This window comes from Gracilimonas sediminicola, assembly GCF_024320785.1.
In the GTDB taxonomy this organism is placed as follows: domain Bacteria; phylum Bacteroidota; class Rhodothermia; order Balneolales; family Balneolaceae; genus Gracilimonas; species Gracilimonas sediminicola.
On record NZ_JANDBC010000003.1, the window covers coordinates 408,026 to 432,930 of the forward strand.

Annotated in this window: 25 protein-coding genes and 1 tRNA gene; 21 read left to right on the top strand and 5 right to left on the bottom strand. The window is 43.1% G+C overall.

The features are described from left to right. Positions 1-3: 3 nt before the first annotated feature. A complete protein-coding gene (locus NM125_RS14780; protein WP_255135748.1) occupies positions 4-762 on the bottom strand; it encodes a ParA family protein in 759 nt (252 codons plus the stop codon). 182 nt (positions 763-944) lie between these two features. Here NM125_RS14780 and NM125_RS14785 point away from each other — a divergent pair, with 182 nt between their 5' ends. The 13 genes from NM125_RS14785 (at position 945) to NM125_RS14845 (ending at position 10,025) form a co-directional block, all read left to right on the top strand. Continuing rightward, on the top strand, positions 945-1,316 hold the full coding sequence (locus tag NM125_RS14785; protein WP_255135749.1) for an acyl-CoA thioesterase: 372 nt from the start codon (positions 945-947) through the stop codon (positions 1,314-1,316). 8 nt (positions 1,317-1,324) lie between these two features. Then, positions 1,325-1,672: a taurine dioxygenase gene (locus NM125_RS14790; protein ID WP_255135750.1), complete on the top strand. Its 348-nt coding sequence runs from the start codon at positions 1,325-1,327 to the stop codon at positions 1,670-1,672. A 9-nt stretch (positions 1,673-1,681) separates the two neighbouring features. Next, positions 1,682-2,692 (top strand): UDP-glucose 4-epimerase GalE, encoded by a 1,011-nt coding sequence (gene galE / locus NM125_RS14795; protein ID WP_255135751.1) that lies wholly within the window; start codon positions 1,682-1,684, stop codon positions 2,690-2,692. Between the two features lie 60 nt (positions 2,693-2,752). After that, a tRNA-Leu gene (locus NM125_RS14800) sits at positions 2,753-2,837 on the top strand. A gap of 284 nt (positions 2,838-3,121) precedes the next feature. Further along, entirely contained in the window at positions 3,122-3,706 is a 585-nt protein-coding gene (locus NM125_RS14805) for a hypothetical protein (RefSeq protein WP_255135752.1), read from the top strand. Between the two features lie 108 nt (positions 3,707-3,814). Further along, positions 3,815-4,048: a cold-shock protein gene (locus tag NM125_RS14810; RefSeq protein WP_255135753.1), complete on the top strand. Its 234-nt coding sequence runs from the start codon at positions 3,815-3,817 to the stop codon at positions 4,046-4,048. A 5-nt stretch (positions 4,049-4,053) separates the two neighbouring features. After that, the gene (locus NM125_RS14815; protein WP_255135754.1) at positions 4,054-4,380 is read left to right on the top strand and encodes a hypothetical protein; all 327 of its coding nucleotides are present in this window, start codon (positions 4,054-4,056) and stop codon (positions 4,378-4,380) included. An 18-nt stretch (positions 4,381-4,398) separates the two neighbouring features. Beyond that, positions 4,399-5,010 (top strand): acyloxyacyl hydrolase, encoded by a 612-nt coding sequence (locus NM125_RS14820; protein ID WP_255135755.1) that lies wholly within the window; start codon positions 4,399-4,401, stop codon positions 5,008-5,010. 7 nt (positions 5,011-5,017) lie between these two features. Next, positions 5,018-5,548: a peptidylprolyl isomerase gene (locus NM125_RS14825; protein WP_255135756.1), complete on the top strand. Its 531-nt coding sequence runs from the start codon at positions 5,018-5,020 to the stop codon at positions 5,546-5,548. Positions 5,549-5,621: 73 nt separating this feature from the next. After that, positions 5,622-7,100 (top strand): hypothetical protein, encoded by a 1,479-nt coding sequence (locus tag NM125_RS14830; RefSeq protein ID WP_255135757.1) that lies wholly within the window; start codon positions 5,622-5,624, stop codon positions 7,098-7,100. Positions 7,101-7,218: 118 nt separating this feature from the next. Continuing rightward, entirely contained in the window at positions 7,219-7,791 is a 573-nt protein-coding gene (gene msrB, locus NM125_RS14835; RefSeq protein ID WP_255135758.1) for a peptide-methionine (R)-S-oxide reductase MsrB, read from the top strand. A gap of 74 nt (positions 7,792-7,865) precedes the next feature. Continuing rightward, entirely contained in the window at positions 7,866-8,420 is a 555-nt protein-coding gene (locus tag NM125_RS14840) for a PH domain-containing protein (protein ID WP_255135759.1), read from the top strand. A 126-nt stretch (positions 8,421-8,546) separates the two neighbouring features. Continuing rightward, entirely contained in the window at positions 8,547-10,025 is a 1,479-nt protein-coding gene (locus NM125_RS14845; protein WP_255135760.1) for a phytoene desaturase family protein, read from the top strand. 7 nt (positions 10,026-10,032) lie between these two features. Here the strand turns inward: NM125_RS14845 and NM125_RS14850 are convergent, their stop codons facing one another. Continuing rightward, a complete protein-coding gene (locus tag NM125_RS14850) occupies positions 10,033-10,545 on the bottom strand; it encodes a metallophosphoesterase family protein (RefSeq protein ID WP_255135761.1) in 513 nt (170 codons plus the stop codon). 103 nt (positions 10,546-10,648) lie between these two features. On the opposite strand from NM125_RS14850, the gene NM125_RS14855 reads away from it, so the two are divergent. Beyond that, a complete protein-coding gene (locus tag NM125_RS14855; protein WP_255135762.1) occupies positions 10,649-11,668 on the top strand; it encodes a glycosyltransferase family 2 protein in 1,020 nt (339 codons plus the stop codon). Here NM125_RS14855 and NM125_RS14860 read toward each other — a convergent pair. Then, positions 11,665-13,626 carry an aconitate hydratase gene (locus NM125_RS14860; protein ID WP_255135763.1) on the bottom strand — a complete coding sequence of 654 codons (1,962 nt, stop codon included), beginning with the start codon at positions 13,624-13,626 and terminating at the stop codon, positions 11,665-11,667. The two genes, NM125_RS14855 and NM125_RS14860, sit on opposite strands and share 4 nt — an antisense overlap. A gap of 76 nt (positions 13,627-13,702) precedes the next feature. On the opposite strand from NM125_RS14860, the gene NM125_RS14865 reads away from it, so the two are divergent. The 3 genes from NM125_RS14865 (at position 13,703) to NM125_RS14875 (ending at position 16,006) form a co-directional block, all read left to right on the top strand. Continuing rightward, a complete protein-coding gene (locus tag NM125_RS14865) occupies positions 13,703-14,320 on the top strand; it encodes a hypothetical protein (RefSeq protein WP_255135764.1) in 618 nt (205 codons plus the stop codon). 139 nt (positions 14,321-14,459) lie between these two features. Further along, positions 14,460-14,906, top strand: coding sequence for an IS200/IS605 family transposase (gene tnpA / locus NM125_RS14870; RefSeq protein ID WP_255135765.1), 447 nt, complete (start codon positions 14,460-14,462; stop codon positions 14,904-14,906). 224 nt (positions 14,907-15,130) lie between these two features. After that, positions 15,131-16,006: a DUF58 domain-containing protein gene (locus NM125_RS14875; RefSeq protein WP_255135766.1), complete on the top strand. Its 876-nt coding sequence runs from the start codon at positions 15,131-15,133 to the stop codon at positions 16,004-16,006. Here NM125_RS14875 and NM125_RS14880 read toward each other — a convergent pair whose 3' ends face one another. After that, positions 16,007-17,302, bottom strand: coding sequence for a peptidoglycan DD-metalloendopeptidase family protein (locus tag NM125_RS14880; protein ID WP_284700219.1), 1,296 nt, complete (start codon positions 17,300-17,302; stop codon positions 16,007-16,009). Positions 17,303-17,455: 153 nt separating this feature from the next. Here NM125_RS14880 and NM125_RS14885 point away from each other — a divergent pair, with 153 nt between their 5' ends. From NM125_RS14885 to NM125_RS14900, 4 genes are all read left to right on the top strand, one after another. After that, on the top strand, positions 17,456-18,454 hold the full coding sequence (locus NM125_RS14885) for a hypothetical protein (RefSeq protein WP_255135767.1): 999 nt from the start codon (positions 17,456-17,458) through the stop codon (positions 18,452-18,454). Then, positions 18,454-19,449, top strand: coding sequence for a vWA domain-containing protein (locus tag NM125_RS14890; protein ID WP_255135768.1), 996 nt, complete (start codon positions 18,454-18,456; stop codon positions 19,447-19,449). Before NM125_RS14885 ends, NM125_RS14890 begins: the two co-directional genes overlap by 1 nt. Before the next feature lie 113 nt (positions 19,450-19,562). Continuing rightward, positions 19,563-22,907 carry a transcription-repair coupling factor gene (gene mfd, locus NM125_RS14895; protein WP_255135769.1) on the top strand — a complete coding sequence of 1,115 codons (3,345 nt, stop codon included), beginning with the start codon at positions 19,563-19,565 and terminating at the stop codon, positions 22,905-22,907. Then, entirely contained in the window at positions 22,900-23,826 is a 927-nt protein-coding gene (locus NM125_RS14900) for an L-threonylcarbamoyladenylate synthase (RefSeq protein WP_255135770.1), read from the top strand. The genes mfd and NM125_RS14900 overlap by 8 nt, the downstream gene beginning before the upstream one ends. Here the strand turns inward: NM125_RS14900 and NM125_RS14905 are convergent. Next, on the bottom strand, positions 23,823-24,905 hold the full coding sequence (locus tag NM125_RS14905) for a M42 family metallopeptidase (protein ID WP_255135771.1): 1,083 nt from the start codon (positions 24,903-24,905) through the stop codon (positions 23,823-23,825). The two genes, NM125_RS14900 and NM125_RS14905, sit on opposite strands and share 4 nt — an antisense overlap.

The following is a 24,905-nucleotide window of genomic DNA, read 5'->3' on the forward strand; positions in this document are numbered from 1 at the left end:
TGTTTATTGGCCGTTTTTTATTTCTTTGGCTAATGCAAAGTAATCTTGTGCCCCTGCACTGTTACCATCGTATTCAAATATCGTTTTGTGGTGACTTGGCGCCTCTGCCAGGGCCACGTTGTCACGAATGATAGTCTTAAAAACTTTGGGGCCGAAATAGTCCTTAATGTGTCCAACAACCTCTTTATTCAGGTTTTTCCGACTATCATACAATGTGCAGATTATACCCCCAACCTCAAGCTGATTGTTTAATCGTTGCTGTACAACTTTCACCAAATCAAGCAACTTGGATAAGCCGTGCAATGCCAGATATTCTGACTGTAGCACAATAAAAATATCTTTAACTGCGGTAAAAGCATTCAGGGTAAGCAACCCTAAGTTTGGCGGACAGTCAATCAATACATAGTCGTAATCATAATCTTCCTCAAGCTGCTTCATCACATCTTTAAGTAAACTTTCCCTGGCCGGTTCACTGGCTAATTCCAGCTCTGCACCGGAAAGCTCCAGCGATGATGGGATGAAATCAAATCCATTATGTTCAATGATGATATCGTCAACATTGGCTCCCCCACGTAACGCATGGTATATGGTTTTTTCAAGCCGGTGGGAATGGGTTCTTAAGGAATAGGTTAAATTTGCCTGAGGGTCGAGATCTATGAGAAGTACTTTTTTGCCAAGTTTCGCGAGTCCTGCCCCAAGATTAATCGTTGTGGTTGTTTTACCAACTCCGCCCTTCTGATTTGTTAATGCGATTGTTTTCATGGTGATTCTAAGCCGTAATCAATTCTTTTTACTTAGAGAGTAATCTTGTGCCCTTTTGTTACAATAATATTAGTTCTTCGGATTGTCCAATAGAACTTTTTAATTCTTGAAGACCGAAAGAGATTATTTCATTTCTTCAATATGCTGTATCTTTGAATGTAGCAATAAAGAACGAAGATATAATGAGATTTTTTAGCCGAAAGTTGATCAAACCCCAGGACCTGAACGCACATGGAACCCTTTTTGGAGGCTCCGTTTTAAGCTGGGTGGATGAAGAAGCCGCCATCTATGTGCTGTGCCAGCTGGGTAAAAGTAATATTGTGACCAAGTACATGTCTGAAATCAACTTTGTTAACTCCGCAAAGCTGGGGGAAGTTATTGAGATTGGCATGGAAACTGTTAAATTCGGGCGAACTTCTATTACAGTTAAATGTGTGGTGCGAAATAAATTCAGCAAAGAAACCATTATCAGCATTGATAAAATTGTGTTTGTTCATCTTGATGAATTTGGGAAACCTTCGCCCCACCATATCGAAGAACCTGTTAACGAATAACTCCGACCTTGAGTAGCAATAAAAAATTAGTTGATTTTTCGGGCCTGTCTGATATGCTCTATGGGGAGGAAAAGTATATCAAGGAATTTGCAGAAGCCGCCATTTCTTCCTTCAGCGAGTTTTCAGAGAACTATAAAAAGTTTTTACTGGCACGGGATGAAACCAATTTTAGAAAAGCGGGACACAAAATTAAGCCGGTAACTCAAATGCTTGGTCTCGAACAAATACTTGAGGAATATGAGCATGCAAAAACACTCATCTGGGATGAAAAACCCCAGAACGAATTAGAAACTTCTGCTGATAAAGTTCAGCAAATCTGCTCGGAAGTCATTAAAGAATTAGAAGAAGAAACTTAGACTATTTTCATGAATGTATTGGTAACAGGGGGAGCCGGCTATATCGGAAGTCACACGGTACTGGAATTGTTAAATGAGGGACACCAGGTCATCGTGGTTGACAATCTTTCAAACAGCAGCGAAGAAGCTCTTAAAAGAGTACAGAAAATTACGGGGAAACAACTCACGTTCTACAAAGAAGATCTTCTGAACAAAAACGCTCTGGATCAGATTTTCTCAGACCATGAGATAGACTCAGTCATTCACTTTGCAGGATATAAAGCCGTTGGTGAATCTGTAGAGAAGCCGCTGATGTATTATGACAATAACATTACCAGCACCCTCTATTTGTGCGAACTGATGAAAAAGCATGGCGTCAAAAGTATTGTCTTCTCTTCTTCTGCCACGGTTTATGGGGATCCGCATGAAGTCCCTATTACCGAAGACTTCCCTCTTTCGGCAACCAACCCCTACGGGCGCACCAAATTATTTATTGAATACATTCTCAAAGATCTTCACGTTGCTGATGAGTCATGGAACATTGCCCTTCTTCGTTATTTTAACCCGGTAGGAGCGCACAAAAGCGGTTTAATCGGAGAAGACCCTAACGATATTCCCAACAACCTGATGCCTTTTGTGTCTCAGGTTGCGGTAGGCAAATTAGAGCAGCTTTCTGTTTTCGGTGATGATTACCCTACTCCGGACGGAACGGGTGTTCGGGATTACATCCACGTAGTAGATTTGGCCATCGGTCATTTAAAAGCCCTGGAAAAACTCACTTCTGATCCCGGCCTGGTTATTTATAACCTTGGCACCGGGAAAGGAACCAGTGTTTTAGAAATGGTAGAAGCCTTTGAAAAAGCATCCGGCAAGGAAGTTCCCTATAAAATCACCCCACGCCGGCCCGGCGATATCGCTGCTTGCTATGCCGATCCTTCCAAAGCCGAGGATGAACTTGGCTGGACAGCTGAACGAGGAATTGAAGAAATGTGCATAGATGCCTGGAAATGGCAATCAGAAAATCCCAACGGCTACAAATAAAAAGTAAAACTGCTTTGTTATTTAGTTGTTACTAACCTTATCTTTGAAGTCTTCAAAAAAGCCAAAGTGGCGGAATTGGTAGACGCGCGCGACTCAAAATCGCGTTCCTCCGGGAGTGAGGGTTCGAGTCCCTCCTTTGGTACCATTAAAGCCTTGCAGATTTCTGCAGGGCTTTTCTTTTTTCGGAAACCCATCACTTTCTTCTTGCCGAAAGTGCAATCATCTTGAGAGAAAATTTATCCCGGATGTCATTAAAAAAGAACCTCTCCCCGGGAACAAATATCTATTTCTGAAGTACATCCGGCTTAGCAAATACACGATACACCCTATTTCTGAATCTGTTTAAATATTAATTATTTATAACAAATCTGTAACACCAATGGGTTGCGTACACTCTTGTAACAAAAAGAAATCAAGGAAGGAGCAAACATGGTCAAGTATTTAGTTTTCTGTGTTTTTGTAGCAGCCGGTTATATTGTCTATACCAATTTTCCGGTAAATCACGGCCCGGGCATTACTGCAAAAGAAGGACCTGAGATAAAGCGATTGACATGGCAGGAACCCTTTTCTTTTAAAGGAGCTACACTGACGCCCAAAAAAACCATTGAAGCCGAAGTCCGAATTATAAAAAGAAAGCGTTATTTCTTTGACAGTTTTTCCCGTTACTCCCCGGTGGATGCTGTGATAGGCTGGAATCAGCTTTCGGATGAACGCAACCTGGATTACATCTTCTTTACACTCGATGATCGTAACCATGATGTAGACCTTACCCGCCCTCCTGTAGAAGTTTCTACCATATACCAGGAAAGCGATTTATGGCATTTCATTCCTTCTTCTGCCTCTGTAGAAGAACAACTTAAACAACTGCGGGATGGACATGTTGTAAAGCTGGAAGGACTCTTAGTTGATATTGAACATGACGAGGGATTTGGTTACCAAACGGCTACTGAAGTTTCGGGCAGATACAACGATAGCGGATTTGCCATCTGGGTAGAAAAATTTCACATCCGATAACTTAATTCAACTTCCTATTGATTGTATTATCCTCAAAAATTATTTTCAGGTTCAATCATAGGGAGCATAACTCCTTGTGAGTTAAATATTAAAGTTAATCGGGTTGTTATGTCAGAAAAGCAAAAGGGTACGGTAAAGTGGTTCCACAATACCAAAGGTTATGGGTTCATCAGTACGGAAACCGGGGAAGATGCATTTGTTCATTATTCAGAAATTCAAGCTGATGGGTTTAAGAAATTACGACGTGGTGAAGAAGTAGAATTTGTTTTAGATGAAGGCGATAAAGGGTTGCACGCCAAAGAAGTAGTATCCTTAAATCCTGTTGAAGATCAGGTGGAATAATATATATGGCCTGGCTAAAAGATGCCTACTTAGATGTACTCGTTTTATTGTTGATTGCTGTATTTGCGGTATATACCAATAACATTTTGGAAGTAGTTTTATGGGTGTACACCGGTCTCTTACTTTTAAGTAAAGTAATCGCTTTTTTCATGCCCGCCCTCCAGAAAAAGGCCGACCAAACGGAAGCACCTCCTCTATTCTACCATTTAATTTACGCGCTCACAATTGCGATATTTCTTTATATTGCGAAATATTATTTGGCTATTGCCTGGGCTGCAATTTGGTTAGCTTCATTTATTAGTTCGGCAAAAAAGACAAAAAAGAAATCATAACTTTAGGTATCGCCATTTTTGAAGTTCGCGATTAAATTACTTTTTCCTGCCTTATTTTTATTCTTTTGTTCAGCAGCACAAACCAGTGTTGCACAAACCACAAATCCCGAATACAAAAGAGCAACCTTTACCCTTTGGGCAGGCTATTCATTTAATTCTGTTCGCTTTTTGGGGAAAACAGAAAACTCGCAAACACAGATTTTCGGTATAGGTCTGCAAAGGCCTTTGAAAGAGTATCCTCCACAAAAAGCCATTTGGTACACGGCTGACCTGATTCCATACATTCATTTCAATTATCCCAAAAGAGATGAAAATAATCGCATGACCTCTCGAAGTGGATTTGGGTTATCCCCTGTAGGTTTTACCCTTATGGACAATTCTCAAAAACGCCTTACTCCTTATATCCGAACCACCGGTGGCATGATATTTATGGAACGTAATTTCCCAACTGACGGTGCAAGAAAGCTGAATTTCACCTTTGATATTACACTGGGTGCAAATTTAAGATTCAATACTTTTGCAATGATATCCTTTGGTTATAAATTTCATCATATTTCGAATGCTGAAACAGGCAACGAAAATCCGGGGCTGGACTCTAATTTTCTGTTTTTAAAATTTTCAATTCAATAGAATCAATATGTCGCTGAAAGCAACCATCAAAACGAGCAAAGGAACTATAAACGTTAATCTATTTTCTGAGAGGGCTCCAAGAACGGTGGCTAATTTCGTGAATCTTGCCTCCCGTGGTTTTTATGACAACCTGAAATTTCATCGGGTGATTAATGACTTTATGATTCAAGGTGGATGCCCCAATGGTGATGGTCGTGGTGGACCGGGATACCGTTTTGAGGATGAGTTTCATGAAGAGCTAACCCATGATGAACCCGGTAAACTCTCCATGGCCAATGCCGGCCCTGACACCAATGGAAGCCAATTCTTCATTACACATGTCGCTACCCCATGGCTGGATGGAAAGCATGCTGTTTTTGGTGAAGTTAAATCAGAAGGAGATCAGGACGTAGTTGATGCTATTTCATCCGGAGATCAGATTGAATCGATTGATATTGAGGGCGAATATGAAGAGTTGCTCAGAAAAATCGATGAAGTGCAGTATTGGAATGAAAGCCTGGACGAACAATTTGAGAATCTTAGACCGGCCACCGTTTAATTTCAAAATGCTGTAAACTTTTCGAAAGTCTATTCGTAGTGATTGCAAAAATAATCACACCAACCTTATCACTATGCTACGACTGTTACTATTTTCCATTTTTTCGTTAGGACTTCTATTCTCTCCAAATTATTCCTCAGCTCAGGATAGCGGTGATTATGACGAGCTCAAATACCGGAAATGGCGAGTCACCCTCTTCCCTCCTTTAAGTACAAACTGGACTAACGCACCGGATTATACGGCTCGTTATTCCATTAATATATTAGGTGGTTATCATGGAGGCTTAGATGGTGGTGAAATCGGCGGGCTCATTAATTACAATAAGTATTATGCCCATGGCTTTCAGGTAGCAGGTTTAGTCAATGCCACCGGAGGTGATATGGCCGGTGTAAATATTGCAGGAGCCTTGAACCTTTCGAGCGATGAAATGTCGGGGATACAGTTTTCAGGCCTTGCCAACATAGCCGGGGAAGATCTTGAAGGTATTCAGGGAGCCGGCGGCTTTAATATAGCCGGTGGCAATTCCAGTGGATTGCAGTTTGCCGGTTTAGGGAATATTGCCAAAGGTGATATTGAAGGCTTACAAGGTGCAGGAGGCATAAATGCAGCCTGGGGTGATATTTCCGGATTACAGGCAGCAGGAATTGCCAATATAGCTCGGGAAGATGTGGAAGGACTTCAGGCAGCCGGGTTTATGAACTTTGCCGGATCAGATATTTCCGGATTGCAAGCATCAGGAGCTGCCAATATTGCTCTTGGTGATATTGAAGGGCTTATGGCTACCGGAGGTGTTAATATTGCCAAAGAAAATGCAAGCGGGTTATTCGCCGCCGGGTTGCTCAACGTAGCCAACAATGTAGAAGGACTTGTATTCTCAGGGGGAGCCAACATTGCCAAAAACTTAGAAGGGATTCAGTTTGCAGGCTTATTGAACTTTTCGGAAACCGCTACCGGAGTTCAAATCGGACTTATAAACCTGGCTAAAGATTTTGAAGGTGTTCCGGTTGGTCTGATCAGCTTGTACGGTAATGGCCGAAAGAATGTGGACGTTCGCTTTTCTGATGGTGGATTCACTGATATCGGATTAACCCTTGGCACCTATCGAGTGTACAACTCTGCTATTTTTGGATATAACACTCTTTTAGACAGAGATGTTTACCGAGTTGGGCTCGCCATAGGCCTTGAGAAGAACATCAATGATTCCTTCCAAAACTGGAAAGATGAATCCATGTATGTGAATCAGGAATTTGCTTTTACTCATCAGTTTGAGGATGAATGGTCCCGAAAATTAAATATGATCTATTCCTATAAATTTCTGGTAGGCAAGCGATTTGGAAATGGCTTCTCACTCTATGGCGGACCTACTTTCAACGCCCAAATCACCCGTGTAAATGCAGCTGAAGACTATACGTGGTACAGTTTATGGTCACCTGAGTGGAAAGGAAGAGATTACCGGTTCTGGGTAGGGTTTACAGCCGGAGTCCGTCTATTCAAACAAAAAGCTGTGCCCCGCTTCAAAGATGAATTCAATAATTGGGACATTGACTGGTAACAGATTATGGCCGTGAATTTAATTCCGTAAGATTATCTGCTTTCATCAAATCTAAACTAAAAATACGTTCGTACTGTTAAGCAGCTCTAAACAGACAAACTAATCAACTTTGGATTTTATGAAATACGCAGTCTTAATTGTAGCGTTTACGGCCATTATCGCAACCGCTCTCCTGTCAGTGAATACTGAAGAACCCCCGGCGACTATTCATCAACATGAGATAGAAGAAGCTGATATCGAGATGGTAGCTACGCGGCAGGATACCATGCCTGAAGAGGATTATCCGTTCAAAAAAACGGAAGCAGAATGGAAAGAAATTTTGACCTCCAAAGAATATCGCATTCTGCGTGAACGCGGCACAGAACTCCCCTATGTAAATGAATATGATGACAACAAAAGGGAAGGAATATATGTGTGTGGGGGTTGCGGACAAAAGCTGTACAGCTCTGAACATAAGTACGACAGCGGAACAGGCTGGCCCAGTTTCTGGAAACCTCTGGCAGATTCCCTTTTAGGTGAACGAGAAGATAACAGCTTTTTTATGACCCGTATTGAGATTGTATGCTCAAACTGCGGCGGTCATCTTGGCCATGTTTTCGATGACGGTCCACAACCTACCGGGTTAAGGTACTGCATGAATTCTGCGGCTATGGATTTCATCCCAAAAGACGAAGTTTCAGCTGATGAATAAAAAGCCGGCTGCGTTGTTGGAAATCTTTGCAACTATTTAGATTATAAGGCGTCCTGAACAGGATGCCTTTTTTAATGGAAACCAACAGTTACAGCATGCCATCTAAAGCTACTATTCTACACGAAGCCAGTTTCAGCCCAAAAATTAAAAATTACATATTGTGGTACGGGGTATTAATTTGCTTCATTACCGTTGTTATGATACCTCTTATCCCCATTTGGCTGATTGTCGCATCATTCTATCTGAGTAAGTACTTTGAGCGTCTTGAGTGTGAGCTAACCACCCGCTCCCTCCGATTTAAGAAAGGATATATTTTTCATACCGAGCGAACCATCCCGCTTGATAAAATTCAGGATCTGACCTTTAAAGAAGGTCCTTTGTTGAAATATTTTGGGCTTAGCATTTTGAGGATTGAAACTGCCGGCAGTTCAGCTCAAGCCGGACCAGATCTTTCCCTGATTGGCATTGTTGATGCCTTCGATTTTCGCAGCATGGTTTTGGATCAGCGAGATAAAGTAACTGACACCCAAGGTTCGGGTTCTGCGAATGAAAGCGCCGATTCATCTATAGAGATACTGAAAGAAATAAGAGATTCTCTGAAACGCATTGAAGGTAAACTACCGCAATAAGTTTTCGGGAGTTGGAATTCTGGATGACTGCACGTGGTTTTGCTTTCAATTAAAACAACACGTTCCATTTCGTTTCTATAAGTCTATTCTCAATTTTATGAATCTCCCAAAAAAGCTCTTTAAAGCATGAAGATATCTGTAATTGGTGCCGGTTTAGGGGGATTGTCAGCAGCTTGTTTGCTTGCTGCAAAGGGACATCAGGTTACCGTTTTTGAGAAGAATGAGAATACCGGGGGAAAGATGAATATCATCGAGACTGATGGATATCGGTTTGACACGGGCCCCAGTCTTTTAACCATGCCATTCATCCTTGAAAAGTTGTTTAAAGAGTGCGGAGCTGATCTGAATGATTATCTCTCGCTTGAACCCTTAGATCCCATCTGCAGGTATTTTTATCCGGATGGAACTGTTTTCAACAATTATGAAGACAAAGAAGCAACAAAGGATGAAATCACGGCTTTTGCTCCACAAGATGCAGACTCCTATCCGGAGTTCTTAGAATACGCCCGGTCGCTGTACCACAAAACAGCGGATGCATTCATTTTTAACCCTTTGTTTGGCTTTAGCGACCTGAAAGAGTTAGACCTCCTGAGTTTCTTCGGCATTGATGCCTTTACAACAGTAAGTAAGCGAGTGGATAGTTCCTTTGAATCGCCATACCTAAGAAAATTCTTTAAGCGCTTTACCACATACAACGGTTCTTCCCCTTTCCTTGCTCCGGCAACCCTGAATGTAATTCCCCACGTGGAAATAAATCAGGGTGGGTATTATGTGAAGGACGGTTTATACAAAGTGGCCGAGGCGCTGACCACATTGGCTGAGTCGCTGGGTGTTGAATTCTTGTTTAATGCTGAAATTACTTCCATTGAAGTAGATCAATCCAAAGCAACCGGCATTAAGCTACGTTCCGGCAAAAAGGTAGAGTCTGATTTAGTGATATCAAACAGTGATACTACAGAAACCATAGCGCACCTGTTACCGAATGATTCAATTTCCAAGCGGAAAAGGGACAAAGCAAAATCTATAGAACCCTCCTGCTCCGGTTTTGTGCTGATGCTGGGTACCGACAAAAAATTCGAGCAGCTGGCTCATCATAATATTTTCTTTTCGGAGGACTATGAAAAAGAGTTCAAACAGATTTTTGAAGACAGAGTGATGCCCGATGATCCAACTATCTATATCGCAAACACATCATACTCCGATCCACATCACGCCCACGAGCATGGATCCAACCTCTTCATTCTGATAAATGCTCCGTATCTGTCAGACCACTACAACTGGGATGAACAGGCAATGTCTTATGGAGATAAAGTGATTCGGGAATTAGAGCAGCGAGGACTTGAGCACCTTTCCGAACATATTCAATTCAGAAAAACCATTACCCCGAATGACTTCTACCAAAAATACCGGTCAAATAAAGGAAGCATTTACGGGACTTCATCCAACAGTAAGTTCTCTGCCTTTCTTCGCCCCAGAAATAAGTCCCGTGAAATAGAAAAGCTTTATTTCGTGGGCGGTTCCACACACCCCGGTGGCGGGATACCTTTGGTGGTGCAGTCTGCGTTTAATGCTGTGGAGTTGATTGAGCGCTATGAATTTGATTGAGGGTTTTCTACTCTGCCGCTTCCTGTTCAACATCCAGGTTAATCACTTCAACGTTGTGCAGTTTCCCTTCGATAATTTGGAAGCGAATTACGGTTCGTTGTGATTGAAAGCCTTGTTTGCCGGCAGCTCCCGGATTCATGTACAACATTTTATTTAAATCCTGATCCCGGGAAATGCGAAGAATGTGAGAGTGGCCGCACACAAAAAGTTCGGGGGGATTGGTTTCCATTTCCTGACGGATAGGAAGGCAATAACGTCCTGGAATTCCCCCGATGTGCGTCATCCACACTTTCAGTCCCTCCCTCTCAAAACGCTGATGCAATGGATAAACCTGGCGAATGTCTTCCCCATCAATGTTTCCGTAAACACCAACAACAGGGGCGATTTTTTGAAGTTCTTGAGCTATAGACAGGCTCCCAAAATCTCCGGCATGCCAGATTTCGTCGCAGTCCTCGAAATACTCGAATACCTGGGGATCGAGGTAATTATGCGTATCTGAAATTAGCCCTATTTTGATCATACTTTTTGTATCATCTTAGTACTCCAATAAAGCGGAACAAGAAACTACATTTTTCAATCTCGTTCCACCAATTTCGAAACAATAGCAAAATTTTATTCATTCATTGAAGAGTTTCAGCATTATCATCGTTACCTGGAATGCCCTTGAGCACCTCAAGAATTATCTGCCGTCGGTAACCGAAACAGACTATCCTGATTTTGAAATCATCATTGCCGACAATGCCTCAACCGACGGTTCCAAAGAATGGGTTAAGTCAACGTATCCTGAAATTAAAATTGCCAGCTTTGACCAAAACTACGGCTATTGCGGAGGAAATAACAGAGCTGTTCCCCTTGCTGAAAAAGATATTTTACTATTCCTGAATAACGACGTCAAAGTAGAGAAGAACTGGCTGCAGGGTATCAATGATATATTTGAGAAAGACGAGAAAATGGCGGCCGTTCAACCCAAGATGAGAGCAGTCGAACAACCGGAACATTTTGAGTACGCCGGGGCTGCCGGGGGATTCATGGATAAATACGGATACACCTTTTGCCGGGGACGAATTTTTAATGAAGTAGAACGGGATGAAGGTCAGTATGATGATTCCCCTAACCTCTTCTGGGCATCAGGTGCTGCACTCGCCATCCGAAAGGTTCTATTCATAGAATCCGGTGGATTTGATGAGGATTTTGAGTTCCATATGGAAGAGATTGATTTATGCTGGCGGCTTCAGAATAAGGGATACAAAATCGGTTATGCTCCGGAGAGTTTAGTCTATCATCTGGGTGGCGGTTCATTGCCAATGGGCTCACCGCGTAAAGTCTACTATAACTTCCGCAACAGCCTCTTTATGCTTTGGAAGAATTACAGTTCATCCAGCTTACGAAAGAGGTTTTTACTTCGGTTGATATTGGATGTTATCGCCGCTTACAAAGCGCTCCTGTCCGGAAAACCCAAAGAATGGTGGGCCGTAGCTAAAGCCCATCTGCATTTTGCAAAGGACTTTTTCAGGGTGCACCGGAAGCGAAAAGAACTTCAATCCCAACGAACTATCTCGCATGATCCGGATACCATGCTGGATATCAGTCTCATTTGGCAGCATTTTGTCAAGGGTGTTAAACGCTTTCGTGATTTAGGCTAAGAAGCTTTTTTCTTTTTGAATGAATTAATCACTCCTCCATCCAGAACTGCCTGCCGCTGGCGATCACTTAGCGTGTGTTTTACTTCGTATTCGGTTCCTTTGGTCACATTGACTAATTTTGCCGTATTACCACTTTCTATACTTGCACGGATGTTTTCAACTTTAAGCACATCTCCCTGATCAATGTCATTGTAATCTTCTTCACTGGTAAACTCAAAAGGCGGGATACCGAAATTTACCAGATTCTGCCAGCCGATTCGAGCGTAGCTTTTTGCAATTACAGCACGCTGACCTAAATATCTCGGAGCGATGGCTGCGTGTTCACGACTGGAACCCTGTGCGTAATTTTCTCCGGCGATAACCACATGTCCGCCATGTTCTTCTTTGGCTTTCATCGCTCGGTCGTGAAAGTTTTTATCGACAACATCGAGCGTGAACTTGCTAATCTCAGGGATATTGCTTCTGAATGGCAACACTTCGGTTCCTGCACGCAGTATTTCATCGGTTGAAATATCATCACCCATTTTCAGCAGTACCGGAACTTCAAAGTCTTCCAGTTCACCAAAATTTGGCATACTTGAAATGTTGGGTCCTTTCTTAATCTCGCCTCGCTCTTCTTTAGGCTTTGGTGGAGTCAACATATCAGTATTTACAATCACTTCTTTGAGCGGTGTGTATTTCGGATACTCCATATTGAACAGCTTCTCAAGATCTCTCGGATCGGTTATTTTGCCTGTCAAGGCAGAAGCTGCCGCCGTTTCCGGGCTCACAAGAAATACAGAATCTTCTGGGGTACCGGAACGATCCGGGAAGTTTCGGGGCACGGTTCTCAGGCTATTTTGGCCGGTGGCTGGGGCCTGCCCCATCCCAATACATCCGTTACAACCCGCCTGGTGAATTCGGGCTCCGGATTGCACCAGGTTAAACATCACATCATTCTTAACCATGTTCTCGATAATCTGCCTGGATGTCGGGTTGATGTCAAAAGAAACATTATCATTCACCGTTTTGCCTTTCACAATTTCAGAGGAAATCCAAAAGTCACGATATCCGGGATTTGCCGAAGAACCGATGTAAGACTGATAAATATCTCTACCCTCAACTTCTCGCACTGGCACCACATTACCCGGAGAACTTGGCAGGGCAATCAGCGGTTCTACATCATCCAGAATGAGTTCTTCATACTTATCGTATTCTGCTCCTTCATCGGCAAGAAGTTCAACGTATTCATCACCCCGCTTTTGTGATTCCATAAAACGACGGATTTCCCCATCGGCCGGGAAGACCGTTGTTGTAGCACCCATTTCGGTACCCATATTGGCGATCACATGTCGGTCCATGGTATCCAGGTTCTTCAATCCTTCCCCGAAATATTCTATAACATAGCCGGAAGCGCCATCAACATCGTAGCGGCGGAGCATTTCCAGAACTACGTCTTTGGCACTAACCCAATCTTTTAATTCACCTTTCAACTCAACCCCCAGCACTTTGGGCATTTTTATAAAAAGTGGTTCGCCTGCAATCGCAAAGGCCACATCCAATCCTCCCGAACCGATGGCCAACATTCCCATACATCCTGATGCCGGTGTGTGGCTATCAGAACCTGCAAGGGTTTTGCCGGGAATGGCAAAGCGCTCGGTCTCTATAGGATGACTCACTCCATTTCCCGGACGGCTAAACCACATTCCAAATCGTTCAGCTGCTGATTTCAGAAATACATGATCATCAGGATTCTTAAAATCAGACTGTATCAAATTGTGATCCACATATTGACAGGAAAGCTCAGTCTTGGCTTCGTCCAGTTCCATGGCTTCCAATTCCAACATTACCATGGTGCCGGTTGCATCCTGTGTTAAGGTTTGATCGATCTTTAGCCCGATCTCTTCTCCGGGCACCATCTCTCCTTCCACCAAATGACTTTTGATTAATTTCTGCGTTACGTTAAGTGGCTTGCTCATATCTATTTACCGATTGTTGTAAATGTGAATTATCGCTACTATCACAACTTCATGAGACGCAAAAAGATTCAGATTCGTGAACATTGATTTTGAGCATTACTTTGAGAAAGCCTTACCGGTCATAAAAAAATGGTGGTTTTCGGTGGTTTGCATTCCATTTTGTTGGGTGTTGGCCGAACAGTTTTGGATGGCTCTGAGGTGGGAAATCTCCTTTTCCTGGAACTACCCCTATCCTTTCTTTCTGTCACCCTTTTTCTTTTTTATAGATAATTTTCTGTTGATTGTCCACGAGGCCGGCCATACGTTATTTGGTTTTATCGGCGGCAGGTTTCTTACCATTCTTGGGGGAACACTTTTTGAAATACTTCTTCCCTTCGCCATCTTTGCCTTTGGGTGGTACAATCATAAACGGTTTGTAGCTCAAACCGGGTTACTTCTCACCGCTTTTGCATGGATAGAATCGGCCGCCTACGCCGCAGATGCTATGGATCGACGAATGCCACTGATCGGAAACCTTCCGAGATCCTCTCATGACTTTTATAACCTGTTTTCAATGAAAGGAGTACTGACGGAACACATGACCTACGCTTGGGTTATGTACTGGATAGGAATCCTGACGCTGGTCTTGTTTTTCATCTGGCCGCTTATTGAGCGAAAGCAGTATGAGTATGTGGATATAGAGATGGATGTATGATTATTCTCATACATTTTAAGTTAAATGAATAGATAAAAATCAATCCTGAAAGGATTGAATATGAATAACTCCGGGTAAAACCCGGATCAAAGGGTACAAGCATAACCAAAACCCCAACGGGGTTAAATAGACCAGGAAAATGAGCACATATACACAATTACTATATCAAATTGTTTTCAGTACTAAAAATAGACAACCTGTGTTGACCAAAAATAATAGAAAAGAGCTTTATAAATACATTTGGGGCATACTCAAGAATAAGCAATGTCATTTATATCAGATTAATGGGGTTGAAAACCATCTTCATATAATTACTCATATTCATCCGACTGTAGCTATTTCTACTTTAGTTAAAGACATAAAATTGGCTAGTAGTAAGTTTATAAAGCAGAATCAATTATTTACTGATTTTCAAGGTTGGCAGTCAGGGTATGGCGCTTTTACATATTCAATAAAGGCCAAAGATCAATTAATTGAATATGTGAAGAACCAAGAAGAGCATCACAAGCATCGTACCTTTTTAGAAGAATACAAAGCTCTTCTCAGTGACCATGATATTTCTTTTGATGATCGTTATTTACCCTAATCGTTAAACCCTTTTAGGGTTTATATATCCTTTCATTTTAATTCCACAGGTGCCGATTCACTTTACCTGTGGCTATTTAAATTTAATCCCTTCGGGATAAATAAAATGTTAGCTTGATTCAAAAAATTGCGGTAACCCTGGAAGGGTTTAAATACAAATTTCTGTCTATTACATTAACCGCCTCAATTATTATCTTCAAATCAGATTAATCAAATTATTTACCCATGATCCCCAAGGAAATCCTCAAAAAGATTCGAAAGCTTGAAATCCAGACTAAAGGAATCGTGAATACTTTATTTGGCGGGGAATATCAGTCTGCCTTTAAAGGCCGTGGAATGGAGTTCTCGGAAGTCCGGGCATACACCTATGGGGATGATATCCGGCAAATAGACTGGAATGTGACGGCTCGTACCGGTGACCCGTTCATCAAAGTATTTGAGGAAGAGCGCGAACAAACACTCATGCTCTGTATAGATATCTCTCAAAGTGGAACCTTTGGCAGCCAAAGCCAAAGTAAAATGGATCTGGCCATTGAATTAGCCGCCGTGTTAGCCTTCAGCGCCATTAAAAACAGCGATAAGGTCGGGTTGGTTCTATTCAGCGACCATATTGAGAAAGTGGTTCCTCCCAAAAAAGGCCGGACGCACGTACTTCGCCTGATTCGGGAACTCTACACAACAAAACCCACCGGAACTGGTACAGACATTGCGGATGCACTTTCTTATATCAACAGGCTGCTGGACCGCAGAGCAATTGTGGTATTAACCTCTGATTTTCAGGATAAGGATTTCGAAAAGCAGCTGCGCATTACCAATCAAAAACATGACTTGGTTAGCATTATGATTAACGATCATTTGGAGGATGAGCTGCCGGATGTAGGATTGGTAAAGATCAGAGATGCAGAAACCGGAGCTGAGAAAATGATTGATACCTCAAGCCGGAAAGTTCGTAAGTCTTATAAAATCCGGCGTATGGAGCAGAAGGCTTATATACACGATAAAATGCTTAAGATGAAGATCGATGCCGTTGAGGTGCAAACCAACGAATCGTATGTGCAACCCCTGATGAACTTCTTTAAGCGTCGGGGCAGCCGCTACTGATCAAGGTGCGGCAAATGAGGCTACCGTTGACTCCCCTGCTTCATCAATATGGCTGAGCTGAAATTTCAGGTCTTCGATATGATTGGTGAATTGCTCCATTTGAGCGCCATCAATTGCTTTTGAAGGTGGCAGCTTAACTTTAAGCGGGTTTACAGGCTGTCCGTTTTTATAAATACGGTAATCTAAATGCACGCCCGTTACCCTTCCGGTTTTTCCGACATATCCTATTACCTGCCCTTGTTTTACTCTTTGCCCTGCACGTATCCCTTTAGCAAAACCATTTAAGTGTAAATACGCGGTTGTGTAGGTTCCGTTATGACGGATTTTGACAATATTACCATTAGCCCCTCGATATTGGGCTTCAACTACTTCTCCATCCCCAACAGAAAGCACGGGTGTACCAAGCGGTGCTGCATAATCAACCCCATAGTGAGGCATTCTTCTCTTAAGAACGGGATGGAAACGACTGTGTGAGAAGTTTGAACTTACTCTTTGTGAATACTTGAACGGTGCTTTCATCAGGGCTTTTTGCACGCCATTTCCTTCACGGTCGTAGTAGCCGGCCCGGTCGTCCGTTTCAAAATAGAACGCATCGAAGGTTTCATTTTTATTGGTAAACTCTGCCGCCAGGATTTTTCCAATTCCAAAAGGTTCACCATCTACAAATTCTTCTTCATAAATCACCTTAAATCTATCACCCGGGTATAAACGGAAGAAATCAATCTGCCAGGCAAAAATCTCGCTTAATCGGTATCCAAGAAGTGCGCTTACATCCTGACCAACCAGCGTTTCATATAAAGAAGATTCAATGACACCGCTCGCTTCAGCAATACGGGTGGTAACCTCTTTTTGGCCGGTTTTCACCGCTACCTCATTTCCCCACTCAAAAACAACATAGTCGAGCGCATTGGTATGTAATATCAGTCGTTGAGCGCCTTTAGATTCCTTATCAAGATAGGTGAGATACTTCTGACCGGGCTTTATTCTGTTGCTTTGAAAGACACCCTTCGATTTTTGATTGATCTCATAAATGGTTTGAGGTGAAACATCTAAATCCCTGAGAATCAGGTACAAACTCTCGTTCCGCTTTACCCGGCCTTCCTCAACTTCAAGGTTGATGCGGTTGAACCCATATGGATCAAGTTGCACCCCTTCCGAAATCTCGACCATATTATCCGGTGAAATTACCAGCTCAGGCAATTCTGCATTTTTGTTTGAATAGAGTGTAAGGGAAAGTGTCGCAATCAGACAAAACACACCAATTCCCAAACCCAACTTCATACCACTATTAACCATGTATCAACTGTAGATTAAATATTTCGGAAAATAATAAGGATTAATACCCTACTTTCATAAAAATGAGATGCACCTTACTTTTGCAAAATATTTACAACTCATTGTTATATTTTCAGGCTGTTAAGTTCAATTAAGATATTATTTTCAATTTTAATGAAAATCACCCTGTTGAGGCTCCGCGCTTTACGACTATCCTTTTTGTTGGTTACATGTTTATGCTCGGCGCAGGCTTTCGCTCAAAGTGTGAATACCCGGGTTACTGCCGATTCCCTTACCATCGGTGAAGTATTTGAATACTCCATAGCCATTCAATTTGACCGGGAGTACCAAAACGTCCAGTACCCGGACACAAATTCCTTCCCTTCCTCGCTTGAGCTATTAGGCCGGCAACAATTTCGTACATCTGATTTTTCAGACAGCCTGGTTTATACACTACAGTACTTTAATAATGAGGATGTGCAAATTTCTTCGATGCCCATTACCCTTTACGGGACGAATGACTCTTCCACGGTGTATACTGATCCGGTTTCCCTCTATTTTAAAACGGTAATAGCTGTAGGAGATACCACCTTAAAGCCCATGAAACCTAATTTTGCTTTTGCTCGTCCATGGTGGCCATGGGTACTGGCGGGCTTAGCTCTTGCCGGATTTTTGCTCTGGTGGTTTAAATTCAATGATCAGGAGAAAACAGAAAGCGTTGATCCTGAACCTCAGATTGAGCCATTTTACAATCCACTTGCAGAATTGGAAAAACAATTGCTGGCCATCAAAAAAGAATCAAAAGTGGCTGAGACCAAGAACTTCAAACTCTTTTACAGTGAAGTGGGTGATGCCATCCGTGCCTATTTTGAAGATTTGTACAACATCCCTGCCCTCGAGTGTACTTCCAGTGAGTTACTGCGCTACCTGGATGCCTATGGTGTGGATGATACCCTCACCGAAAAAACCCGCCTTATTTTGAGAAAAGCGGACCTGGTAAAATTCGCTAAATACACCCCAACTCTTGAAGATGCCTGGCAGACCTATGATTACGCCCTTGAATTCCTTGAGCGGGCAAAACTGGCCGATTCAGCGCGCATTGGAAGGCTTAAAGCAAAATACAATCAGCAATTCATGATCACATCAACCCAAAAAGATCAGGGTGAAGACTGATGGAGTTTGCGAATCCACAATGGTTTTGGGCGTTACTGGTTCTTCCGGTTCTTATTGGATTGTACCTGTACCGATACTTTGCCCATAAACAGGCTACCCTATCGTTTTCATCGCTTGAACTGCTGGAAGATTTACCCGGAAACTGGAAATCACACCTCCATTGGGTTCATGCACTTTTTCTGTGGGCGGGAATCGGTTTTTTGATTATCGCACTGGCGCGACCTCAGGAACGCCTTACTACCGTTGAGCGCAATGCAGAAGGAATTGATATCGTGCTTGTATTGGATATGTCCACCTCAATGCGGGCTGAAGATTTAAAACCCAACCGCTTTGAAGCGGCCCGGAATGTGGCCAAGAGCTTTGTTGACAAGCGTAATTCTGACCGAATCGGGCTGGTTACATTTGCCATGAAAAGTTTCACTGTGGTACCACCTACTCTCGATTACCGATTGCTCAAAAGCTTACTCGATGATCTGGAAATGGGCGTTATTGAGGACGGCACGGCCATTGGAATGGGAATCGCTACCGCTATAAACCGGCTGAAAGAAAGTGAAGCCGAAAGTAAGGTTATCATCTTACTTACGGATGGTCAGAATAATGCCGGAGAAATTGACCCTGTTACCGCAGCCGACCTGGCTGTGACGTATGGCATTAAGATATACACTATTGGTGCCGGAACCCGCGGAACAGCTCCTTATCCTATTCAGGACCCGATTTTCGGACGTAGATATCAAAATATTCAGGTGAACATTGATGAGGAAATGCTCACCCAGGTAGCCAACTTAACCGATGGAAAGTACTTTCGGGCAACTGATTCTGAACAGCTTGAGAATATCTACGCTGAAATTGACGAGCTCGAAAAATCAGAGGTGGAAGAACTCATCTATACCGATTATGAAGATTTATATGCCCGTTACCTTGGGCTTTCCCTTGGATTTCTATTTCTCAGCTTTCTGCTCAGCAAAACCATTTTAAACGGGATTGAAAACTCCTGAACGTTTTATCGGTTACTTCCCTTTCCATGAATCCGAATATTCTATTTCGATTGCCAATCGGGCCGGAATCAGCGTATCTTTAATCACAAATTTTCAGGCACCAAAAGCTATTCATGAGTATATCTTCAATTAAAGATCAACTTCAGAAAAACGGGATTTTTGATCGTGTTTATGAGGAGATTTCCGAGCAGAAAAAACTCACCCTCAAGAAAAGCATTGGTGCACTGAACAGCTTTTTGCTGAATGCTCTATCTACCCGAAAAAAGAATGTGTTGGTGATTTCTGAAACAGATGAAGGAGCCCGGTTTCTTAAAGCCGATCTGGATGTAATCAGTAATGAAAACCCGGTCATCCTATTCCCTTCCTCCAATAAGAAACCATATGACCGACAACAACTTAAAGACACCAGCTTATTAGTTCAGCGGTCTGAAGCACTACAGGCTATTTCTGATCATGAGTCGAAGATTGTTATTACTTCGGTGGAAGCAATTGGAGAGAAAATAGCGCCACCCTCTACACTCAATGAAGTTAGCCTGGTACTGGAAAAAGGACAGGAAGTGGATCTGGAAAAGTTCAGAGAGCAGCTTGTGGATCAGGGGTATAGCCCCGTTAAGTTTGTGGACGAACCCGGTGAGTTTGCCGTTCGTGGAGGTATCCTGGATGTATTCCCTTATTCCGGAGAATATCCTTTGCGGCTTGAGTTCTTTGGGGATGAACTGGATACCATTCGTGAATTTGATGCCGATTCTCAGCGATCGATTGCCTTTCTCAATCAGGCTCGCATCATACCGGATCTTACCAACCTCCCGGAAACAGAGAAATCAAGCTTTCTCTCCTATTTTGATGTAGATACACTGCTGGTTACCTCCAACAAGGATTTGATTGTATCAGAAATTGGGAAAAACTACGAAACGGCCGTTGAAGCTTATGACGAACATGAAGCCGATGATGATTTATCGCTTCCTGAGGAGCTTTATCTTTCAGAAGATGTATTTGAGGGTGAGTTGGGAGAATTTACCCATCAGCTGTTTGTAGCTAATGTTGGTGCATCAGAAAAAGAGGACAAAACCCTTACGCTGGAAACCAAGCCCCAGCCCGACTTTCACGGTAATTTCAAACTATTACGTGAGAATATCACTAAGAACTCTTCCAATGGGCTGAATACCATTATTCTTTGTGATAACGAAGGCCAAAGAGACCGTTTTGAAGAACTGCTCGGGGAGGCCAGCCAGGAATTTAAATATCTGCTGGTGGTAGAAACGCTTCACGAGGGTTTTATCTATGAACCCGCCAAATTAGCCGTTTATACGGATCACCAGATCTTTAACCGATACCACCGTCCAAAAACCAAGAGAAGACGCTTCCATGGGGGAATTTCCTTCAAAGAACTGAAGGATTTGAGCCTCGGTGATTTCGTGGTCCATGTAGATTATGGAATCGGGAAGTTTATGGGCTTCAAAAAGATCAACGTAAAAAATACGGAACAGGAAGTTGTAGTGCTTCAATACAAGGATGATTCCACTCTTTACGTAAACGTGACCAGCCTTCATAAACTGCAAAAATACTCCGGCAAAGAAGGAACCGCTCCCAGAATTACCAAACTGGGTTCGGGTGCCTGGGCTCGCAAAAAAGCGCAGACCAAGAAGAAAGTTAAAGACATTGCCCGCGAGCTTATCCAATTGTATGCCAAGAGAAAAGCGGAAACAGCTCACGACTTTTCATCGGATAATGAATGGCAAACAGAACTGGAAGCCAACTTTGAATTTGAGGAAACACCGGATCAGTACGATGCCATTGAAGCCGTGAAAAATGATATGGAAAGTAAGCATCCAATGGACCGGCTTGTTTGTGGAGATGTTGGATTTGGAAAAACAGAAGTTGCCGTTCGCGCTGCCTTTAAAGCCGTACTCGATCATAAACAGGTGGCTTTACTTGTCCCCACTACCATCCTGGCTGAGCAGCATGCCAAAACGTTTATGCGGCGAATGGAGAAGTTTCCCGTACGGATTGAAGCCCTCTCCCGCTTCAGAACTTCCAAGGAGCAAAAGGAATCCATTAAAAAGCTTAAGGAAGGCGAACTCGATATCGTGATTGGCACACACCGGTTACTATCAAAGGATGTTGAATTTAAAGACCTGGGACTCATCATTGTGGATGAAGAGCAACGGTTCGGGGTTTCAGCCAAAGAAAAACTCAAAAACTTCCGGGCCTCGGTAGATGTCCTCACCCTCACAGCCACACCCATCCCCAGAACATTGCAATTCTCACTGATGGGTGCTCGTGACCTCAGCGTCATCAATACCCCACCACCAAACCGACAACCTGTTTACACAGAAATACACAGCTTTGACGAAGAACTGATCCGGGATGCGATTTTGCAGGAGATATCGCGGGGCGGACAAGTGTTCTTCATTCATAATCGGGTCAAGAATATTGAAGAGATAGCAGAGATGGTAAGACGTCTTGCTCCCGATATAAGGGTGCGGTTCGGTCATGGTCAAATGACTGGCTCCCAACTGGATAAGATAATCACCGATTTCTATCAGCATAAGTTTGATGTGCTGGTTTCCACCAACATTGTGGAGAATGGAATAGACATTGCCAATGCAAATACCATCATCATCAACCAGGCCAATAATTTCGGACTGGCCGAGCTTCACCAGTTACGGGGAAGAGTCGGGCGATCGAACCGTAAAGCCTTTTGTTATCTTATAACCAATCCCATCCAAACCCTAAGTACAGAAGCCAGGAAACGACTATTAGCCCTGGAGGAGTTTTCTGATCTCGGATCCGGTTTCAATATTGCCATGCGTGATCTTGATATCCGCGGAGCGGGTGATATACTGGGAGCCGAACAAAGCGGCTTTATCAACGACATCGGCTTTGATCTGTACACAAAGATTCTGAATGATGCTGTCAAAGAGCTAAAACAGTCCGAATTCAGCGATATGTTCGATGATGTGGAAATTGAAGTTGAATTACCTGAAACTACGGTAGAATTTGATGAAACCGCCCTCCTGCCTCAAAATTACGTGTCTGATAACGTTGAGCGATTAAATCTTTATCGCAAGCTCTCCCAGGCTAATACCGAAAAAGAGATTGAAGAATGGAAAGATGAAATTGTTGACCGCTTTGGTCCTGCACCTAAAGAAGCCAAATATCTTATCCTGGCCAGTAAAATTCGATTATTTGCATCCCGAAACTTCTTTACAAAAGTTACCATACGGGCTGATAGAATGTGGCTGGTTTGCCCAAAACAGGAAACTGAAATGGGAGCAAACTTCTTTGATTCAGGTAAATTTCAGGATATCCTTGAGAAACTGGAAGTTACCAAGAAAGACAAGTTTCAGGTGGTTCAAAAGAAAGATACTGTACGCTTCGTAGTACAGGATATCCCGGACATTGAATCCGCATATGAATACCTTAAAAAATTGGCTATGAGTGAGTTGCATGCCTGACCTTAGTACATATATAGATCTTATTAAACAAGGTAATGTCGTAGCATTTCCAACCGAAACGGTGTACGGTCTTGGAGCGGATGCCTGGAATCCCACGGCCATCCAGAAGATATTTTCCATTAAAGGCCGTCCTTCTGACAACCCGTTGATTGTTCATGTTTCTGAGGAAGAGCAAGTGCATGAATTTTCTGATCAAATTCCGGATTCAGCACATGTTTTGATCGAAGAGTTCTGGCCCGGACCTCTTTCCCTGGTGTTACCCAAAAAGCCTGAAGTTTTGGATGCCGTCACCGCCGGTTTGGATACCGTAGCCATTCGAATGCCTGATCACGACATTGCGCTGGAATTTATTTCCGAAACCGGGCCGTTGGTCGCACCCAGTGCGAATAAATCTGGCAGACCCAGCCCTACCAAAGCAGAGCACGTGAAGGCTGATTTTGGAGATGATTTTCCGGTTATCGATGGAAAAGCAACGAAAGTAGGATTGGAATCAACGGTTCTGGATTTGACGGGCGATCAGCCTGAAATCCTTCGTCCGGGAAGCATCAGCCGCAAACAGATTGAAGACGTATTGGGTTTTACTGTCCATGAATCCTTCTTTGCGCATATGGAACGACCTAAGAGTCCGGGACAGAAGTATTCCCATTATAAACCAAAGGCAGAGGTACGCTGGCTGGAAGTTCTGGAAAAAACTGATGATCCAGAGTGCCTCTATCTGCTTTTAAGCTCTGATGTTTACGATTCGGTCAACATCATCGATTTCAACAACGATTTAGACCGCTTAGCCCGGCAGATATACGACCGATTCCGTCAGGCTGATATTGAAGGATACTCGGCAGTAGCCATTGAGAACTTTCAGGATATGGATCATCCTATTATACCGGCTCTGTTAAATAGAGTACAGAAAGCTATCGGTTAGTCTTCAAAAACCCCAAACGTTTGATCTGGGCGCATCGAGAGTACAGCTTTGACCATCACGTCAACTAAAGCATCCACGTCCTTCATAGAGCAAATTTCGACCGGAGAATGCATATATCTGAGCGGTAATGAGACCAATGCACTTGGAATACCGGTCTGCTGGTAGAAAATACTGTCAGTATCGGTTCCGGTTCTCACGCTGGTAGCCTCATGCTGTATGTCGATATCGTTCTTCTCACAAACATCTTCCAGGAATTCAACCACTTTTGGGTGATTAGCTCCACCATGCTGAATAGTTGGTCCCTTGCCCAATTCTACTGTTCCATGTTCTTTCTGATCTATTCCGGGTGTATCCGTTGCGTGAGTTACATCGGTCACTAAAGCCACATCCGGCATAAAACGGTAACTCATCATCCGTGCTCCGAATCCTCCTACCTCCTCTTGTATGGAGTTCAGGGCAATTACATTCACCTTAAGATCTTTCTTCTGCTTACTGATTTTCCGCATGGCTTCAGCAATGATGTACCCGCCAATACGATTATCCAAAGCTCGGGCAGTAAGCCGGTCATCACTCAGAAACTCCGTATCTGATGTATATGTAATTGGATCTCCGATCTGCACCAGCTCCAGAGCCTCTTCTTTGGACGAAACTCCAATATCCACATAAATATCTTTCCAAGCGGGCTGCTTACCTCCGCCGTTTTTATTGTCTTGGAGGTGAATGGCCGTGTTTCCGGTAACGCCAACTACCCGTCCTCTTTTATTGTGAATAAAAACTTTTTTCGCACGCGCAATGGTCGAATCACTTCCACCCAATTTGTTCACATAAACATAGCCCTGATCGGTGATATGCTGCACCACCATGCCGATTTCGTCACAATGGGCTTCCAGCATAACGGTAGCTACATCCCCACTCATATTGATTTTACCGGCTGCTGAACCGTATGCATCCGTCACCACCTCATCTGCAAACTGTTCCACATACTCCTTCCAGACTTTTACCCCTTCTTTTTCATATCCGGTTGGGCTTGGTGTGATGAGTAGTTCTTCTAAAAAATCGCGTTCATTCTGCTTGGCCAT

Coding starts and splice junctions, on each gene's coding strand:
- NM125_RS14780 (WP_255135748.1), bottom strand. CDS start 762: ATGAAAACAATCGCATTAACAAATCAGAAGGGCGGAGTTGGTAAAACA.
- NM125_RS14785 (WP_255135749.1), top strand. CDS start 945: ATGAGATTTTTTAGCCGAAAGTTGATCAAACCCCAGGACCTGAACGCA.
- galE (WP_255135751.1), top strand. CDS start 1,682: ATGAATGTATTGGTAACAGGGGGAGCCGGCTATATCGGAAGTCACACG.
- NM125_RS14805 (WP_255135752.1), top strand. CDS start 3,122: ATGGTCAAGTATTTAGTTTTCTGTGTTTTTGTAGCAGCCGGTTATATT.
- NM125_RS14810 (WP_255135753.1), top strand. CDS start 3,815: ATGTCAGAAAAGCAAAAGGGTACGGTAAAGTGGTTCCACAATACCAAA.
- NM125_RS14815 (WP_255135754.1), top strand. CDS start 4,054: ATGGCCTGGCTAAAAGATGCCTACTTAGATGTACTCGTTTTATTGTTG.
- NM125_RS14825 (WP_255135756.1), top strand. CDS start 5,018: ATGTCGCTGAAAGCAACCATCAAAACGAGCAAAGGAACTATAAACGTT.
- NM125_RS14830 (WP_255135757.1), top strand. CDS start 5,622: ATGCTACGACTGTTACTATTTTCCATTTTTTCGTTAGGACTTCTATTC.
- msrB (WP_255135758.1), top strand. CDS start 7,219: ATGAAATACGCAGTCTTAATTGTAGCGTTTACGGCCATTATCGCAACC.
- NM125_RS14840 (WP_255135759.1), top strand. CDS start 7,866: ATGGAAACCAACAGTTACAGCATGCCATCTAAAGCTACTATTCTACAC.
- NM125_RS14845 (WP_255135760.1), top strand. CDS start 8,547: ATGAAGATATCTGTAATTGGTGCCGGTTTAGGGGGATTGTCAGCAGCT.
- NM125_RS14850 (WP_255135761.1), bottom strand. CDS start 10,545: ATGATCAAAATAGGGCTAATTTCAGATACGCATAATTACCTCGATCCC.
- NM125_RS14860 (WP_255135763.1), bottom strand. CDS start 13,626: ATGAGCAAGCCACTTAACGTAACGCAGAAATTAATCAAAAGTCATTTG.
- tnpA (WP_255135765.1), top strand. CDS start 14,460: ATGAGCACATATACACAATTACTATATCAAATTGTTTTCAGTACTAAA.
- NM125_RS14875 (WP_255135766.1), top strand. CDS start 15,131: ATGATCCCCAAGGAAATCCTCAAAAAGATTCGAAAGCTTGAAATCCAG.
- NM125_RS14880 (WP_284700219.1), bottom strand. CDS start 17,302: ATGGTTAATAGTGGTATGAAGTTGGGTTTGGGAATTGGTGTGTTTTGT.
- NM125_RS14885 (WP_255135767.1), top strand. CDS start 17,456: ATGAAAATCACCCTGTTGAGGCTCCGCGCTTTACGACTATCCTTTTTG.
- NM125_RS14890 (WP_255135768.1), top strand. CDS start 18,454: ATGGAGTTTGCGAATCCACAATGGTTTTGGGCGTTACTGGTTCTTCCG.
- mfd (WP_255135769.1), top strand. CDS start 19,563: ATGAGTATATCTTCAATTAAAGATCAACTTCAGAAAAACGGGATTTTT.
- NM125_RS14900 (WP_255135770.1), top strand. CDS start 22,900: ATGCCTGACCTTAGTACATATATAGATCTTATTAAACAAGGTAATGTC.
- NM125_RS14905 (WP_255135771.1), bottom strand. CDS start 24,905: ATGGCCAAGCAGAATGAACGCGATTTTTTAGAAGAACTACTCATCACA.